At 73.1% G+C, this 17,407-nt stretch carries 12 protein-coding genes; 5 read left to right on the top strand and 7 right to left on the bottom strand.

Annotation, left to right across the window (positions count from 1 at the left end):
• Positions 1 to 40: 40 nt before the first annotated feature.
• The 3 genes from ACZ4V1_RS00230 to ftsE form a co-directional block, all read right to left on the bottom strand.
• Entirely contained in the window at positions 41 to 1,222 is a 1,182-nt protein-coding gene (locus tag ACZ4V1_RS00230) for a S41 family peptidase (RefSeq protein ID WP_468327518.1), read from the bottom strand.
• Between the two features lie 68 nt (positions 1,223 to 1,290).
• On the bottom strand, positions 1,291 to 2,208 hold the full coding sequence (gene ftsX / locus ACZ4V1_RS00225; RefSeq protein ID WP_468327516.1) for a permease-like cell division protein FtsX: 918 nt from the start codon (positions 2,206 to 2,208) through the stop codon (positions 1,291 to 1,293).
• A gap of 29 nt (positions 2,209 to 2,237) precedes the next feature.
• On the bottom strand, positions 2,238 to 2,927 hold the full coding sequence (gene ftsE, locus ACZ4V1_RS00220) for a cell division ATP-binding protein FtsE (protein ID WP_053131878.1): 690 nt from the start codon (positions 2,925 to 2,927) through the stop codon (positions 2,238 to 2,240).
• A 215-nt stretch (positions 2,928 to 3,142) separates the two neighbouring features.
• Here ftsE and ACZ4V1_RS00215 point away from each other — a divergent pair, with 215 nt between their 5' ends.
• Positions 3,143 to 3,334, top strand: coding sequence for a hypothetical protein (locus ACZ4V1_RS00215; protein WP_468327514.1), 192 nt, complete (start codon positions 3,143 to 3,145; stop codon positions 3,332 to 3,334).
• Positions 3,335 to 3,459: 125 nt separating this feature from the next.
• Here the strand turns inward: ACZ4V1_RS00215 and ACZ4V1_RS00210 are convergent, their stop codons facing one another.
• From ACZ4V1_RS00210 to ACZ4V1_RS00195, 4 genes are all read right to left on the bottom strand, one after another.
• Positions 3,460 to 4,362: a hypothetical protein gene (locus ACZ4V1_RS00210; RefSeq protein WP_468327512.1), complete on the bottom strand. Its 903-nt coding sequence runs from the start codon at positions 4,360 to 4,362 to the stop codon at positions 3,460 to 3,462.
• A gap of 320 nt (positions 4,363 to 4,682) precedes the next feature.
• Positions 4,683 to 5,789 carry a peptide chain release factor 2 gene (gene prfB / locus ACZ4V1_RS00205; RefSeq protein ID WP_468327510.1) on the bottom strand — a complete coding sequence of 369 codons (1,107 nt, stop codon included), beginning with the start codon at positions 5,787 to 5,789 and terminating at the stop codon, positions 4,683 to 4,685.
• Between the two features lie 75 nt (positions 5,790 to 5,864).
• Complete coding sequence (locus tag ACZ4V1_RS00200) at positions 5,865 to 7,109, bottom strand: serine/threonine-protein kinase (protein ID WP_468327508.1); 1,245 nt, start codon at positions 7,107 to 7,109, stop codon at positions 5,865 to 5,867.
• Between the two features lie 242 nt (positions 7,110 to 7,351).
• On the bottom strand, positions 7,352 to 9,088 hold the full coding sequence (locus tag ACZ4V1_RS00195) for a serine/threonine-protein kinase (RefSeq protein ID WP_468327506.1): 1,737 nt from the start codon (positions 9,086 to 9,088) through the stop codon (positions 7,352 to 7,354).
• Positions 9,089 to 9,518: 430 nt separating this feature from the next.
• Between ACZ4V1_RS00195 and ACZ4V1_RS00190 the strand changes: the two genes are divergently transcribed.
• From ACZ4V1_RS00190 to ACZ4V1_RS00175, 4 genes are all read left to right on the top strand, one after another.
• Positions 9,519 to 13,382: an FHA domain-containing protein gene (locus ACZ4V1_RS00190; RefSeq protein WP_468327504.1), complete on the top strand. Its 3,864-nt coding sequence runs from the start codon at positions 9,519 to 9,521 to the stop codon at positions 13,380 to 13,382.
• A gap of 180 nt (positions 13,383 to 13,562) precedes the next feature.
• On the top strand, positions 13,563 to 14,996 hold the full coding sequence (locus tag ACZ4V1_RS00185; RefSeq protein WP_468327502.1) for an ABC transporter substrate-binding protein: 1,434 nt from the start codon (positions 13,563 to 13,565) through the stop codon (positions 14,994 to 14,996).
• A gap of 4 nt (positions 14,997 to 15,000) precedes the next feature.
• Positions 15,001 to 16,347 (top strand): carbohydrate ABC transporter permease, encoded by a 1,347-nt coding sequence (locus ACZ4V1_RS00180; protein WP_468327500.1) that lies wholly within the window; start codon positions 15,001 to 15,003, stop codon positions 16,345 to 16,347.
• A complete protein-coding gene (locus tag ACZ4V1_RS00175; protein WP_468327498.1) occupies positions 16,344 to 17,261 on the top strand; it encodes a carbohydrate ABC transporter permease in 918 nt (305 codons plus the stop codon). The genes ACZ4V1_RS00180 and ACZ4V1_RS00175 overlap by 4 nt, the downstream gene beginning before the upstream one ends.
• The last annotated feature ends 146 nt before the right edge of the window (positions 17,262 to 17,407 follow it).

The raw sequence follows: 17,407 nt of genomic DNA, 5'->3' as shown, positions 1-17,407 counted from the left end.
ACGGAGGGGGTCCGCGGGAAGCCGATTTACGCAGGGGCCCCTACCGGCCCAGCCCGCTCAGCACCGTCCGGGCCCGTTCCAGGCCCGCCGGGTCCGCCGGGTCGATCTCCAGGTCGGGCGTGATGCCGGTGCCGTCGACGCCGCGGCCCGAAGGGGTGCGGTAGTGCCCCACGGTCAGCTCGGCCACCGAGCCGTCGGGCAGCCGGCTCGGCATCTGCACCGAGCCCTTGCCGAAGGTGGGCGAGCCCAGGACGACCGACCGTCCGCGGTCCTGCAGGGCTCCGGTGAGGAGTTCGGCCGCGCTCATCGTGCCGCCGTCGACGAGTGCGACCAGGGGTCTGGTGGTGTCGCCGCCGGGCTCGGCGTGCAGGGCCCGCTGGTCACCGTCGACGTCGTACGTGGCGACCAGGCCGCCGTCCAGGAAGGCGGAGGCGGCGGTGACCGCCTCGGCGACCAGGCCGCCGGAGTTGCCGCGCAGGTCGAGGACGACACCGGCGCCGGACGGCAGCCGCTCCACTGCATCACGCACCTGCTCGCCGACGCCCTTGGAGAAGGAGAGGACCCTGACGACCGTGACACCGTCGGCGAGCGTGCGCACGGTCACGGGGTCCGTGGAGAGGCGGGCCCGGCGTACGGTCTGCGTCCACGCGCGCGTGCCGCGTTCCAGGCCGAGCCGGACGGCGGTGCCCGCGGGCTCCCGCTCGGCGTCGCCGCGCAGTATGGAGACGACCTCGGTGACGGGGCGCCCGTCGACCCGCTCGCCGTCGACGCTGCGCAGCCGGTCGCCCTCGCGGATCCCCGCGTCCTCGGCGGGCGAGCCGGAGCGCACCTTGGTGACCTCGATGCGGCCGTCGCGCTCGCGGCGGGCGGAGATCCCGACGCCGGTGTACCGGCCGTCGAGGGCGTCCTCCAACTCCTCGTACTCGCCCCGGGAGTAGACGGCGCCCCAGCGGTCCCCGCTGCGGCTGACGGCGCGCTCGGCGGCCTCCACGGGGGACTTGCCGTCGGCCATCGCCTCGGCGGCCGCCCGTGCGACGTCGGCGTGTTGACCGTGCTGACCGGCCGGGGCGGCCGGACGCACCGTGTCGGGCACGGCCTTCCGGTCGGCCTCGGGGAACGAGCCGGTGGCCGCGCCCGCGACGAGCACGCTCGCGAACACCAAGGTCAGGGCGGCCCCGTGGCGTACGCGACGGGGCTGACAGAACAGGTCACGACCTGACATGCCGGTGAGTCTAGGACAACGCGAGAGGGCCGCACGATCGCTTGACCGTGCGACCCCCTTGGGATGTGTCACACCTTCAGGTACTTGCGCAGCGCGAAGAACGCGGCCAACGCGGGCATCAGCAGGCTGGTGGCAAGGATGAGCGGCAGCTTCGTCAGCAGGGCGTCCCAGCCGATGAAGTCGATCAGCGCCAGTTTGTCGGCCAGGGCGAGCCCGTGGTCGATGATGAAGTACCGCGCGGCCACCAGGAAGCCGCAGGCGACCGCGCCGCCGATCAGCCCGGCGACCGCCGCCTCCATGATGAACGGCGCCTGGATGTAGAAGCCCGAGGCGCCGACCAGCCGCATGATGCCGGTCTCGCGCCGCCGGCTGAACGCCGAGACGCGCACCGTGTTGACGATCAGCATGAGCGCGACGACCAGCATGAGCGCCATCACTGCGCGCGCCGCCCAGTTCATGCCGTTGAGCAGCTCGAAGAGGTTGTCCAGGGTCGCGCGCTGGTCCGCCACGGACTGCACGCCGTCCCGGCCGTCGAAGGCGGTCGCGATGACCTGGTACTTCTCCGGGTCCTTCAGCTTGATCCGGTACGACTCCTGCATCTGGTCCGGCGTGAGCGAGCTGGCCAGCGGCGAGTCGCCGAACTGGTCCTGGTAGTGCTTGTACGCCTCGTCCTGCGACTCGTACGTCACCTTGTCCACGACCGACAGCTCTTCGAGGTCGGCGAGGATCTGCTTCTTCTGGTCCTCGGTCACCGCGCCCTTGGCGCACGCGGGGTCGGACTTCGCGTCACTCTTGTTGCACAGGTAGACGGTGACGTTGACCTTGTCGTACCAGTAGCCCTTCATGGTGTTGACCTGGTCGCTCATCAGCAGCGAACCGCCGAACAGGGCCAGGGACAGGGCGACGGAGACGATGACGGCGAAGGTCATCGTCAGATTGCGGCGAAGACCGACACCGATCTCCGAGAGCACGAACTGGGCGCGCATGGCGTCTCGTTAAGCCTTTCCGTTCCTCGTCAGTGCTGGTAGCCGTAGACGCCGCGCGCCTGGTCGCGGACGAGACGGCCCTTCTCCAGCTCGATGACGCGCTTGCGCATCTGGTCCACGATGTTCTGGTCGTGGGTGGCCATGATCACGGTGGTGCCCGTCCGGTTGATGCGGTCGAGCAGCTTCATGATGCCGACGGAGGTCTGCGGGTCGAGGTTGCCGGTGGGCTCGTCGGCGATCAGCAGCTTCGGCCGGTTGACGAAGGCGCGCGCGATGGCGACGCGCTGCTGCTCACCTCCGGACAGCTCACCGGGCCTGCGGTCCTCCTTGCCGCCGAGCCCGACGAGGTCGAGCACCTGCGGCACGGACTTACGGATCTCACCGCGGGACTTGCCGATGACCTCCTGGGCGAAGGCCACGTTCTCGCCGACCGTCTTGTTCGGCAGCAGGCGGAAGTCCTGGAACACCGTCCCGAGCTGGCGCCGCATCTGCGGCACCTTCCAGTTGGACAGGCGGGCGAGGTCCTTGCCCAGAACGTGCACCTGTCCGTGGCTGCACCGCTCCTCGCGGAGGACCAGCCGCAGGAAGGTGGACTTTCCGGAGCCGGAGGACCCCACGAGGAAGACGAATTCGCCCTTCTCGACCTCCAGGGAGACATCCCTGAGGGCTGGGTGGTTCTGTTTGGGGTAGACCTTGGAGACGTTGTCGAATCGGATCACGGATGCACCACGGGTCGCCGGGGGTAGATGTGCGTGACCATACGCGAACCGGGGAGCGGACCGCAGTCACCGGTCGGGGTTGCGTATCAGTTGCGCGTTTTGTCCGTGGAGGGAGGGCGCGCGGGGTCTCCCGGAACCTGGCACAGTGGAAGGGGGAACGTTCGCGTCGGTGCGGGCGTTGTTCTGACGGAGCCGGTGGCAAGGAGGGCGAGCGCATGACGTACGACCGGTTGGTGTGCGCGAACTGCGCGGCGCCCGTGAACGAGGGCAGGTGCCCGGTGTGCCGGGCGAACCGCGAGCGGCTGCAGCAGGGGAACTTCTTCGCGGGGCTGAATCCGATGACGCTGGTCGCACTGCTGGCGGTGCTGATCGCGGCGGTGGCCCTGCTGGCCCACCAGACCGTCTGAGGCCCACGGAGGGCCCTGGAGGCCCCCGGGACGCGGACACAGAAGGGGCCCGGAGCGCGATGTGCGCTCCGGGCCCCTTCGCATGCGTACGGGTGTGTACGCGGTGCGTGCGCGTACGGCTACCGTCAGGCAGCCGCGCCGCGGCCGTCCATCAGTCGCGGCAGGAGGCGGAAGCCGATGCCGCCGGCGATCATCGTGGCGGCGCCGACCAGCAGGAACGTGGTCTCCGCGGCGCCGGTCTCGGCGAGCTCCTCACCGTTGCCCTGGGCGGCGGTGTCGGAAGCCTGGGCCTCTTCGCCGGTGTCGGTCAGGGCGGAGGAACCCTCCTCCTGGGCGACGTTGTCGTTGCCGCCGCCGTCGGGGGTGGTGTTGTCGCCGCCACCGGTTCCGCCGGTGGTGTCCGAGCCGCCGCTGCCGCCGGTGGAGCCCCCGTCACCGCCGGTGGAGCCACCGCTGTCGCCGCCGGTGGAGCCCCCGTCACCGCCGGTGCTGCCGCCGGAGTTGCCGCCAGTGGTGGTGTCACCCGTCGTGCCACCGGTAGTGGTGTCACCCGTCGTGCCGCCGGTGGTCGTGTCACCGCCGGTGCCACCGGTAGTGGTGTCGCCCGTCGTCCCGCCGGTGGTCGTGTCACCGCCGGTGCCACCGGTCGTGGTGTCGCCCGTCGTCCCACCGGTCGTGGTGTCACCGGTCGTCCCGCCGGTGGTGGTGTCACCCGTCGTCCCACCGGTCGTGGTGTCGCCCGTCGTCCCGCCGGTGGTCGTGTCACCGCCGGTGCCACCGGTCGTGGTGTCACCCGTCGTCCCACCAGCAGTGGTGTCGTCGTCGCAGCTCGGGTCGACGACAATGTCGCAGGGGTCGCCGTCTTCGTCGCCCAGCCCGACCTTCAGGCCGACGTTGGTGTCGCCGACACCCGCGCTCACGCCGATGTCGAGCGCCGAGGCGGCACCCGCGGCGGTCAGCGAGGCGCCGGCCGCGATCACTGCGCCGGCCGCTATGCGCGCGACACGGATGCGCGTCTTCTTCGTCATGTAGTTGCTACCCCCAGTAGCCGATTCAGTCAGTGAGGCCGCACTCGGGGGCCGTGATCGACGGAGGTGGCTGCGCTCTTCCCCCCGGTTCACATGCGCCCCAGAAATACGCATGCCGCGCCTCACCCTTGCGAATGTTCAAAGCAACGTCAAGGCCGTTGCGTACGCGATGTCCAGGTACGGGACGTATGCCGGACACAAAGGGTGTGAGTGTGATGTAAAACCCAGACATCACCGGCGAACAAGAGGCCAGACAAAAGGCAACCGCCGCCGGAAGGGCGGCAGTTGCCTTGTCGACAAAGCGGCGTCTCCGCTTCGCGCTACTTCTCCTGCTGCTTGCGCCAGCGAATGCCGGCCTCCAGGAAACCGTCGATCTCACCGTTGAACACGGCCTCGGGGTTGCCCACTTCGTGCTCGGTGCGCAGGTCCTTGACCATCTGGTACGGGTGCAGCACGTACGAACGCATCTGGTTGCCCCAGGAGTTGCCCCCGTCGCCCTTGAGGGCGTCCATCTTGGCCTGCTCCTCCTGGCGGCGCCGCTCCAGGAGCTTGGCCTGGAGGACGTTCATGGCGGTGGCCTTGTTCTGGATCTGGGAGCGCTCGTTCTGGCAGGAGACCACGATGCCGGTGGGGAGGTGGGTGAGCCGCACCGCGGAGTCGGTGGTGTTCACGCCCTGGCCGCCGGGACCGGACGAGCGGTACACGTCCACCCGCAGCTCGGACTCGTCGATCTCGATGTGGTCGGTCTGCTCGACCACGGGAAGGATCTCGACACCGGCGAAGGAGGTCTGGCGGCGTCCCTGGTTGTCGAAGGGCGAGATGCGCACCAGGCGGTGCGTGCCCTGCTCGACCGAAAGGGTCCCGTAGGCGTACGGCACCTGCACGGCGAAGGTCGTCGACTTGATGCCGGCCTCCTCCGCGTACGACGTCTCGTAGACCTCGGTCTTGTAGCCGCGCTGCTCGGCCCAGCGCAGGTACATGCGCTGGAGCTTCTCGGCGAAGTCGGCGGCGTCCACGCCACCGGCCTCGGCACGGATGTTGACGAGCGCCTCACGGGAGTCGTACTCGCCCGAGAGCAGCGTGCGGACCTCCATCTCGTCCAGCGCCTTCCGCACGGCCGTGAGCTCGGACTCGGCCTCGGCACGGGTGTCCGGGTCGTCCTCCTCCTCGGCCATCTCGAAGAGCACGCCGAGATCGTCGATCCGGCCGCGCAGGGCCTCGGCCTTGCGCACCTCGGCCTGGAGGTGCGAGAGCTTGCTGGTGATCTTCTGCGCCGCTTCCGGGTCGTCCCAGAGGGACGGCGCGGCCGCCTGCTCCTCGAGCACGGCGATGTCTGCCCTCATCCTGTCGAGGTCCAGGACGGCCTCGATCGACTCCATGGTCGAGGAGAGGGACTTCAGCTCTTCGGATACATCGACGACTGCCACGCATCCAGCGTAACGGCTCCGTCCACCGGTCTTCGCCGGGTCGTCACCGGCGGCGGTGGCGAGGCGCCTGCCGCCTCACGGAGCGGCCGGTGCGGAGTTCCGCGTGTCCTGGGGCCCCGCACCGCCCTCGTCACCGGCCGTGGCCAGCCACGTACCGACGCCGATCGCCGCGACCAGGGCGACGGCGCCCGCCCCCACCGCCAGCCGGCGGCGCCGCGCGGCGGCGCGGTTGCGGGCCGAGCCGGGGCGCGGGGCACCGGACGCGCGCGGGGCGCGGGCGGTGCCGCGGGCCCCGCCGGCCAGCTCGTCGGGGGCCGGCACCCGCATGGAGGTGTGCGTGTCGCGGTTGGAGTCGGCCGGCTTGGCCCCCGGCACCAGCGGCACCGCTCCCCGCCGGCGTACCGGCTCCCCGGCGGGCGCGGCCGACGCCGGGGGCTCCTCGGGGGCGTCCTCCTCCTGCTCCGCGTCGGGCTCGTCCACGTCCAGCGGGCCCATCCCCGCCAGCATGGGCAGCAGCTCGCGCAGCCGGGCGCCCAGCTCGGAGGCGCGCAGCCGGGACGCCGGCGCCTTGGCCAGGCACTGGACGAGCAGCTGCCACAGCTCGTCCGGGATGCCGGGCAGCGGGACGACCCGCTCGGTCACATGGCGGCGCAGCACCGCGCCGGGGTGGCCGCCGCCGAACGGCGTGAAGCCCGCCAGCAGCTCGTACAGGACCGTGGCCAGCGCGTAGATGTCCACCGCCGCGCGCGGGGGCAGGCCCTCGACGATCTCCGGCGCCAGGTAGTCCGGCGTACCGATGATCTTCGTGGCGCGGGTGCGCCGCGGGGTGTCGATGAGCTTGGCCACCCCGAAGTCCGTCAGGAGGGCCGGGTGCGAGCCGCCGGGGCCGAGCGGACCCCGCATGTCGAGCAGCACGTTCTCCGGCTTGACGTCGCGGTGCACGACCCCGGCGGCGTGCGCGGCGGCCAGGCCGTCGGCGACGTCGGCGACGACGGCCACCGCGGCCTCGGGCGCCAGGCGCCGCTCCCGGTCGAGGCGGGTGCGCAGATCCGTACCGCGGACCAGGTCCATGACCAGCGCGAGGTCGTTGCCGTCGACCACCAGGTCGCGCACGGAGACGACGTGGGGGTGCTCCAGGCCGAGCAGGGCGGTGCGCTCCCGCACGAAGCGTGAGACGAGCTCCTGGTCGGACGCCAGGTCCTCGCGCAGCAGCTTGATCGCGACGGGTCCCTCGGGACCCTCGCCCAGCCACACCGTGCCGGCACTGCCCCGACCGAGGATCTGGTGGGCGGTGTACCGGCTGCCGATCTTCCGTGCCAAGGCTGCTCCTACCGACGCGTGTTGCGCTTAAAAGTACGCGTCCGGGGAGCCAACCTTCACAGCGGAGACGGAAATCACCCGCTGGATGTCGACAAATCTCCAGGCTCGTCGTCGGATTCGGCGAGAGCGCGCCCGCCGACGGCTCAGCCGCCGGTCGGACCGGTCGCCGGTCGTCGGGCGTCGGGGGTCGGGCGTCGGGCGTCGGGCGTCGACTCAGGCGAGGCCGAGGTCGAGGTCCCGCGTCAGCCGCCGGTCGGCGTACCGCCGCCCGAGCCGCTGTCGCCGCCCAGGTCGCCGATCCAGTCGGACGCGGTGGTGAACCAGTCGCCGAGCTGCTCCCAGTAGCCCTTGCCCGTGCCGATCCAGCCCTGCAGCGGACTCAGCTCCCAGATCAGCCAGCCGGCCACGAACAGGATGACGAGTGTGAACAGGCATCCCTTGAGGCAGCCGAGCCCGGGGATCCGCATGGGATTGGCACCGCGCTGCCGCGGCGGCCTGGGCTCGCGCCGGGGCGGCTGGGGCTCCGGCGCGGGCGGCGGGGCGTACCGCTGGGGCTGAGGCCGGGGCGGCTGCTGGGGCTGCTGGGGCTGCGGGGTGGCGTACCGCTGCGGCTGTTGCCGCTGCGGATAGCCGTAGCCGGGCTGCTGGGGCGGCGGGCCCTGCGGGGCCTGGCGGGGCGGCTGCTGCGGGCGGGAGACCTGCCGCTGGGGGCGGCGGCGCAGCGGGTCCTCGTTCGGGTCGAGGTACTGGACCTGCGTCTGCTCGTTGCGGTCGCGGGCGGCGCGCAGCTGGTTCTGCCACGGGTGCGGGTCGTCGGGCCCGCCGGGCTGCCCGCCCTGGCCCTGCCCCGGTGCGCCCGGCTGTCCCGGCGGCACCGGCGGCATGACGGCGGTCGGGTCGGCCGCGCCGCGGTTCGGGAGTACGGCGGTGGGGTCGGCGGCGCCCGGGGCGCTGCCGGTGTGCGGCAGGACGCTGGTCGCGCCGTTCGGGTCGTAGGCGCCGTCCGGGTTCTGGGGCAGGACCTGCGTCGGGTCCGCGGCGCCGGGGGCGCCCGGTACCTGTGCGGGCGCCGGGTCGGGGGCGAGGAGCACGCCGACGTTCTCGGCGGCGCCGATCTGCGCGCTGCTCGAGTGCACGCCGATGCCCTCGGCGACGACGCGCAGGCTGCGGGCGAGGTTCTCGGCGCTGGGGCGTTCGCCGGGGTTCTTGCGCAGGCAGCGCTCGATGACCGTCCACAGCGGGTCGGGGACGGTGGAGGGGCGGCGCGGCTCCGCGCTCAGGTGCTGGTGCAGGACCTCCAGGGCGGAGCCCCCGCCGAACGGGGGCCGGCCGGTGACCAGCTCGTACAGCAGGATGCCGGCGCCGTACACGTCGACGGCGGAGGTCTGCGGGCGGCCCTCGGCGGACTCCGGCGCCACGTACGCGGGCGTGCCGACGAACTCGTGGGTGCGGGTGAGCCCGGGGGAGTCGGCGAGGCGGGCGATGCCGAAGTCCGTGAGCATCGGGTGCATCTCGCCGTCGGTCTGCTTCAGCAGGACGTTGGCCGGCTTCAGGTCGCGGTGCACGACGCCGTCCGCGTGGCTGGCGGCGAGGGCGTCCGCGACCTGGGCGGTGAGCAGGGCCGCGGCGACCGGGGTGAAGGGCCCGTTCTCGCGCAGGTAGCGATGCAGGTCGGGACCGTCGACGAGGTCCATGACGAGCGCCAGCAGCTCGCCCTCGACCACCAGGTCGCGGACGCGGACGATGTTGGGGTGGGTCAGCCGGAGCAGGACGGAGCGCTCCCGCAGGAAGCGCATCACGATGTCGGGATCGCTCGCGAGCTCTTCCTTGAGGACCTTGATCGCGACGGTCTCGCCGGGCTGTCCGGCCACGGCCGCCTCGGCACCCGCGGTCTCCCGCTGGCGGGCCCGCCAGACGGTGCCCGTCGCGCCGCGGCCGAGGGGCTCCTCGAGGAGGTACTTGCTGCCTACCGGCCGCACGTCATGCGCTCCCTGTTGCTTGCTGGCTGTTCCGACCCACTGTAGTGCCGCGGTCCCGGCACCGGGCTGTCGTCGTCCTGTGGTTCCCATTGGTCCGCCGGTGCGTCTTACGTGCCGCTCCCGGCGCATGTTCGAAGGAAAGACGCTCGACCCGGTCCCTTGGTTGCCGGACCCAAACGTGACCGATCTCAAGCAGACGTCATTCGATCATCGGCACGCCACTTGTCAGGCACTTTTGCGGGCAGAGCCGACCAATCAAGATCATTTGGCGGCGAGCGGCGGGCGCGTTGTCAGTGGCAGGTGCGAGGATGCGTGCAGTACTGGCCGACGTGCTCGTGTGGCGGTGGGGGAAGTCCGCGGTGGGGGACCGTGGTAGACGGCTTCTGTTCCCCGGCGCGCGGGCGCCCGTGCGAAGGGACCGCTGACGGCGATGCAGATCCGGCTGACCGTCGTAGACCCGCTGGGCCCGCGTGCTTCGGTGGGGGGCCGCGCCGCGAGCTGCGACGTGCTGGTCACCGCACCGGCCGGCACGGCCCTGGCCGCGGTCGCCTCCGCGCTGGCCGCGGCGCTCCCCGGCGGCGAGGGCCCGGGCTCCGGCCAGGTGGTGCTCTACGCCGGCGCGCAGCGGCTCGACGCCCAGCGCAGCACCCTGGGCGAGCCTCCCCTGATCGACGGCGCCGTGCTCTGCCTGGGCGCCCCGGGCGAGCCCGATCCGCACGCCGAGCCGGCCGAGGTCCCGGTCCAGCTCCACGTGATCGCCGGCCCCGACGCGGGCGGCGTCCACCTGTTGCACGGCGGCCAGATCCAGCTCGGCCGCTCCGCCGACGCCGACGTCGCGCTCGACGACCCGGACGTCTCCCGGATGCACTGCGCCGTCACCGTCGCCCCCGACGGCCACGTCTCGGTCGCCGACCTCGGCTCCACCAACGGCACCACGCTGGACGGCACCCGCGTGGGCCCCCGCCCGGTCCGCTTCACGCCCGGGGCGCTGCTGCGGATCGGCGAGTCGGCCCTGCGACTCGTGCCGGTCCCGCGGGATACGCGGACCCGGGTGGCGACGACCCCGGACGGCGAGGGGCACGTACGGCTGTCCGGCGCACCGACGCTCGCGCCGGCCGCCGGCACCGGCGACGGGGACGAGGTGTCCCACGCGCGCGTGGCCGACGGGGCGCAGGGACACGTGCCCGCGGGGGGCGGCGGCACGGCGGACGGCCCGGCGCGTACGGCTCGCTTGCCGGACGGTCCCCCGTACCCGGCCGGTGCGACGGACCGCCCCGCACGCACGACCGGGGCCGCCGACGGCCCGGCACGCACGACCGGCACGCCGGACGGCCCCCCGCACACGCCGGGCAGGGCGAGCACGCACCCACGCGGTGCGGATCCGCGCGCGGCGGACGGACCCCCGCACGGCGCGGGCACGCCGGACGGCTCCGCGAGCGGGACGGGGCCCGACGGGTGGGACGGCCCCGCCGGACGGACCCACCACGCCTTGGGCTCGGCGGAGTACGGCACCCGTGCGGCGCCGGACGACTCTCCCCAGGTGCCCGGTCAGGGCGGCGCACCGCGCATCGAGAGCCACGGCACCGGCCCCGTCGCGGGCACGCCCCGCCCGGTCCCCGCCGGAGGCGACACGCACGGTGGTGCGTACGGGACGGGAGCCTTTGGAGAGAGCGCCCGTGCGACAGGCGCGTACGGAGCAGCCGCACCCCGCGCCGACGCCCCCGGCGCCGGCGCTTCCGGAACCGCCCCCTTCGGCGGGGCTCCCGGTATCGACGGCCCCGCCCCCGACGGCGGCACCCGTCGCAAGGGAACACCCCTGCGGGGCACCGACGTACCCCAAGGCGTACGCAGGCGCGGCGGGCTCGGCGCGTGGGCGCGGCGGCTGGCCGGCGGACGCGGCGGCACCCGGGACGCCGCCGAGACCGGCACGTACGCGTACGACGAGGTACCGGCCGGACCGGCTCCCACGGCTCCCGCCGGCACCTCCCGCGCGCCGGAGACCTGGCCGGACCCCGCCTCGCTGCTGCTGGCGGCGCTCGGACCGGGGCCGCGCCTGTGGGAGCGCGGTCCGGGGCACCCGGAGGCGCTCACCGTGCGGCTCGGCACGGCCGCCCGGGTCGCGCCCGGCGGCGACGCGCCGCTGCCCGCGGTTCCGGTGACCGCCGGGCTGCGCGAGGTCGGGGCGCTCGGACTGGCCGGCCCGCGCGCGCGGCTCGCCGGGCTGGCCCGCGCGGTGCTGGCCCAGCTCGCCGCGCTGCACTCCGCCGACGTCCTGGAGATCGTCCTGATCAGCGCGGACCGCTCCCGTCCGCTCGCGGACCGGGCCGCCGAGTGGTCCTGGCTGGGCTGGCTGCCGCAGCTGCGCCCGGGGCACGGCCAGGACTGCCGCCTGCTGCTCGCCTACGACCGCGAACAGGCCACGGCCCGCGCCCACGAACTCCTCCGCCGTCTGGAGGACCACCTGACGGACACCCGGACCGGAGCACGGCCGCCCGCTTCCGCCGGCACGGTCCCGGCCCCGCCCGCGGCCCCCTCGCAGGACCCACGGCAGCCCGCGGCCGCGGTTTCCGCCCGGCAGCCCTCCTGGGCGCGGCCCGACGACGGCACCGACGACGGCACCGGCCCGGCCGGCGGCTTCGCCGGGCCGTACACGGTGGTCGTCGTGGACGGGGACCCCGGCGGTGCCGACGTGCGCGAGGCGGTGGCGCGGCTGGCCCTGGACGGCCCGCGGGCCGGCATCCACGTCGTGTGCCTCGCCGAGACGGCCGCCGCCTCTCCGACCTCTCCGGTGACGGAGACCTACGAGGCGGCCTGCGCGGTGTCGCCGGTGTTCCGCCAGTGCGGTGCCGTGGCGCTGCTCAGCGGCGACGTGGCGACGGCCCTGCGGCTGCTGCGCATCGCGCGCACGGGCGCTTCCCAGGGGACATCAGGCACATCGGGCACATCAGGCACGTCGGCCGCTCCGGGCACTGCGGGCACTCCGGGCGCCCCCGCCGGTCCCGTCGGTCCCGTCGGGCACGGCACCCTCGGCACGGTCGACGCCGTCTCCCTCGCGTGGGCCGAGCGGTTCGCGCGCGCCCTGGCACCGCTGCGCACCGACGGCGCGTCCGGCGAACGCCACACGCGCGTGTCCGCACCGCTGCCCCAGGCGGCCCGACTCCTCGACGAGCTGGGCCTCGCCCGGGCCACCCCGGCCTCCCTGATGGCGCGGTGGGCTGCCGCGGCCGACGACACCGAGTCCCTCGGCGGACGCGCGCAGGCCGTCCTGGGGGCCGGGCCGCGCGGCCCGGTCACGGTCGACCTCGCGGCCGAGGGCCCGCACCTGCTGATCGAGGGCCCGCCCGGCAGCGGCCGCACCGAGCTGCTGCGGGCACTGGTCGCCTCGCTCGCCTCCGCCGAACGCCCCGACCGCCTCGGCATCGTCCTCATCGACGGCCGGGACAGCGTGGGTTCGGGCGGCGGGCACGGGGAAGGGCTGCGCGTCTGTACGGACGTACCGCACGTCACCACCCACCTCACCGCCAACGATCCCGTCCGCATGCGGGAGTTCGCCCAGTCCCTGAGCGCGGAGCTGAAGCGGCGCGCCGAGCTGCTCGGGCGGTCGGACTTCGCCGAGTGGCACACCGGGCGCGAGGTGTCGGGCCGGATGGTCACCCAGCGCACGGCGGCGGGCGCGGCCGGCCCCGGGGCGATATCGGATGCCGGGGACGTCGAGTCCCCGCCCAGCTCCACCCTGCGGCTGCGTCCCGGTGCCGCCCGGCGCCGGGCCGGGGCCGTGCCACCACTGCCCCGGCTGGTCGTGGTCGTGGACGACCTCGACGCGCTCGTCACTCCCCCGCTCGGCTCCCCCGGGCGGCCCGCGGCGGGGTCGGTGATGCGGGCGCTGGAGGCCGTCGCGCGGGAGGGCGAGCGGCTCGGAGTGCACCTGGTGTCCGCCGCCGGGCCCGGCGGCCGTACCGAACAGACGGAGCCGGCCCGCCGGGCCACGCTGCGGGTCACCCTGGACGCACCGGGGCCGGGGCCGGACGAACCGGCGCCGGGGCGCGGGCGGTTGGCGTCCGCGGAGGGGCGGTCCCTGGTGTTCCAGGGCGGCCGGGTCACGGGGCGCATCCCGCGGACGGCGACCCTGCGGCCCACCGTGGTCCCCCTGGAATGGCACCGCATGGGCGACCCGCCCACCCGGCGCCCCGTACGCGAGCTGGGCAACGGCCCGACGGACCTGGCGTTGCTGGCCAGCGCGTTGGAGCGGACCGCCCGGCAGGTGTCGGCGGCGGAGGTGCCGTCGCTGCTGTGACGCCGGGCGGAACACCGCCCCTTCGGCGCGCCCCGCCCGGCATAGCCCGCCTGGTCACGACGCGGTCACGATCCCCGGCTTGACAGCGGACGCGCTCTTGCCGCCCTCACCCCCCTGGCGTACACCAGAGCGCACGGGACAGCGCCGAACGTTCGACGAGGAACGAAGAACGGGGCAGTGATGCGCACGAGCAGCACCATGCGGACACGCAGGACCGTCAAGAAGGCCACGAGCAGGGCCGGGAGCAAGGCCGCGAAGCGGACCACCCGGGCCGCCGCCACCCTCGCCGCGGGAGCGCTGGCGCTCTCGCTCACCGCGTGCGGCGGCGACGACGACAACGGCAGCGGTGACAAGGACAGCCAGGGAAGCGGCGACAAGGAGACGGCCGCCACCGTCACCCTCCCCGAGCTGGACGGCGAGAGCCTGGAGGTCGCCGCCGTCTGGACCGGCGCCGAGCAGCAGAACTTCAAGAAGGTCCTCGCCGAGTTCGAGAAGCGCACCGGCGCCAAGGTGACCTTCGTGCCCGCCCAGGACCCGATCATCAACTTCCTCGGCTCGAAGATCGCGGGCGGCGCCCCGCCGGACGTGGCGATGCTCCCGCAGCCCGGCGCCATCAAGCAGGCCGTCGACAAGGGCTGGGCCAAGCCGCTGGGCGCGGAGGCCACCAAGGAGCTGACGGAGAACTACTCGCCGGGCTGGCAGGAGATCGGCAAGGTGGGCGGCAAGCAGTACGGCGTCTACTACAAGGCCGCCAACAAGTCCCTGATCTGGTACAACGCCCAGGTGTTCGAGAACGCGGGCGCCTCCGAGCCCAAGACCTGGGACGAGTTGCTCACCACGGCCCAGACGGTCTACGACTCGGGCGTCACGCCGTTCTCCGTCGGCGGCGCGGACGGCTGGACCCTGACCGACTGGTTCGAGAACGTCTACCTCTCGCAGGCGGGCCCGGAGAAGTACGACCAGCTGGCCAAGCACGAGATCAAGTGGACGGACCCGTCCGTCAAGGAGGCGCTGACCACCCTCGCCGAAATCTGGGGCGAGAAGGACTATGTCGCGGGCGGCGCGTCCGGCGCCCTGCAGACCGAGTTCCCGGCCTCGGTGACGCAGACCTTCACCGGCGGCGACCAGCCGAAGGCGGGCATGGTCTACGAGGGCGACTTCGTACAGGTCAACATCGCCGAGACGGACGCCGAGATCGGCACGGACGCGAAGGTCTTCCCGTTCCCGGCCGTCGGCGGCACCGCGCCGGTGGTCTCCGGCGGCGACGCGGCCGTGATCCTGGAGGACTCGAAGGCGGCGCAGGCGCTGGCCACCTGGCTGGCCTCGCCGGACGCGGCGGCGGTCCACGCGAAGCTCGGCGGCTACCTCTCGCCGAACAAGAACGTCGACATGTCGGCGTACCCGAACGAGGTGCAGAGGAAGATCGCCGAGGCGCTCGTCGCGGCCGGCGACGACTTCCGCTTCGACATGTCGGACCAGGCCCCGCAGGCCTTCGGCGGCACGCCCGGCAAGGGCGAGTGGAAGGCGCTCCAGGACTTCCTGAAGAACCCGAAGGACATCGCGGGCACGCAGCAGCGGCTGGAGGCGGACGCGGCCGCCGCCTACGGAGGCTGACGCGATGACGTCGGCCACGGCGGCAGGAGCCTCACGGGGCCCTGCCGCCCCCAAGTCGCGCAAGAGCGTGACCGGTACCCGCAGGACCGTGGCGGCCCTGTTCCTGCTGCCCGCCCTGGTGCTGCTCGGCGCGCTCGTGGTCTACCCGATCGGGTACTCGCTGATCCGCAGCTTCTACGACCAGTCCGGCGACTCCTTCGCCGGGTTCGACAACTACCAGGCGCTGTTCACCGACGACGGCATCCGCACGGCCCTCAAGAACAACATCATCTGGGTGGTGTTCGCGCCGACGGTCGCCACCGCGCTCGGTCTGATCTTCGCGGTGCTGACCGAACGGGTGCGCTGGGGCACGGCGTTCAAGCTGGTCGTCTTCATGCCGATGGCGATCTCGATGCTGGCGGCCGGCATCATCTTCCGCCTGGTGTACGACCAGGACCCGGACAAGGGCGTCGCGAACGCGGTGTGGGTCGGAGTGCACGACACGTTCGCCGAGTCGTCCGCGTTCCCGAAGGCGCACCCGGGCCGTGAGTCGCCGCTGGAGCCGGCCGGCGGCGGTGCGTTCATCACGAAGCAGCCGGTGAGCGCGGGCCAGACCGTCGTCCTCCCCCTCGTCGGCGTCGCCCCCGACCTGATGCCCGAGGGAGCGGAGAAGGCCGTACCCGCCCGGCCCGAGGACGGGAAGATCACCGGCACCACCTGGCAGGACTTCACCCGGGGCAAGGGCGTCGGAACACTCAACGGCGTCGACGCCGCCGAGCTGGGCTATGCCGGGATGAAGATCGAGGCGGTCAAGGACGGCGAGGTCGTCGCGTCGGCCACGGCGGCCGGCGACGGCACCTTCACGCTGCCCGCGGCGGCCGACGGGGCGCAGCTCAGACTCCCCGCCGACAACTTCAAGGAGCCCTACAACGGCCTGAACTGGCTCGGCCCCTCGCTCGTCACCCCGGCCATCATCGGGTCGTACGTGTGGATGTGGGCGGGGTTCGCGATGGTGCTGATCGCGGCGGGGCTGGCCGGTGTCCCGCGTGAGCTGCTCGAAGCGGCCCGGGTCGACGGCGCCAACGAGTGGCAGGTCTTCAGACGGGTCACCGTCCCGCTCCTGGCACCGGTCCTCGCGGTCGTCGCCGTCACCCTGATGATCAACGTCCTGAAAGTCTTCGACCTGGTCTTCATCATCGCCCCCGGCTCCTCCCAGGACGACGCGAACGTGCTCGCCCTGGAGCTGTACCGCAAGGGCTTCGCCTCGGACCAGCCGGGCATCGCCAGCGCCATCGCGGTGTTCCTGCTGCTCCTGGTGATTCCGGTGATGTGGTTCAACGTACGGCGGCTCAGGCGGGAGGTGCGGCGATGACCACGGACGCGGGCTCCCTCACGAAGACGGCGCCGACGCCACCCGGGGCGGCGGTCAAGGCCAGGCGGTCGCTGGGGGCGCGCCTCGCCGAGGGCGTCAGCGGCGGGCTGGTCCAGGTGTTCCTGATCGTCGTGGGCCTGTTCTGGCTGGTTCCGACGATCGGCCTGCTGCTCTCCTCACTGCGCACCTCCCGGGACATGGCGGCGAGCGGCTGGTGGGAGGTCTTCACCAAGCCGTCCCAGCTCACCTTCCAGAGCTACGAGGAGCTGCTGAAGAACGGCGACATCACCTCCTCCCTCCTCAACACCGTGATGATCACGGTCCCGGCGACGGTCCTGGTCGTGGTCATCGGGTCGCTGGCGGGCTACGCCTTCGCGTGGATGGACTTCCCGGGCCGCGACTGGTGGTTCCTGGCCGTGGTCGGGCTGCTGGTGGTCCCCGTGCAGGTGGCGCTGATCCCGATCGCCGAACTCTTCGGCAAGGTCGGCCTGTTCGGGTCGGTCGTCGGCGTGATCCTGTTCCACGTCGGCTTCGGCCTGCCCTTCGCCGTCTTCCTGTTGCGGAACTTCTTCGCGGAGATCCCCAGGGAACTGCTGGAGGCGGCCCGGCTCGACGGCGCGGGGGAACTGCGGCTGTTCCTCCGGGTCGTGATGCCGCTCGGCGGGCCCGCGATCGCGAGCCTCGGCATCTTCCAGTTCCTGTGGGTGTGGAACGACATGCTGGTCGCGCTGATCTTCTCGGACTCCGGGAACCAGCCGATCACGGTCGCCCTGCAGACGCAGGTACGGCAGTTCGGCAACAACATCGACGTACTGGCGCCGGGAGCGTTCATCTCCATGGTGATCCCGCTGGCCGTGTTCTTCGCGTTCCAGCGGCAGTTCGTGTCCGGCGTCATGGCGGGCGCCGTCAAGTAGGCGTCGCCACATCACCCTTGAGGGGGGCGGGCCGGACACCGGCCCGCCCCCTCCTTCGTACGAGGGCACGTGCGCGCACGGGGTCCCCCGAATGCCGCAGGAACCGTAACCAAGTCACTCCATTGGCCGTTCCCGGGCCGAACGCC

The organism is Streptomyces sp. NPDC028991, from assembly GCF_055564775.1.
The sequence above is the reverse complement of the archived record's forward strand: the minus strand, read 5'-3'. Positions and strand labels throughout refer to the sequence as shown.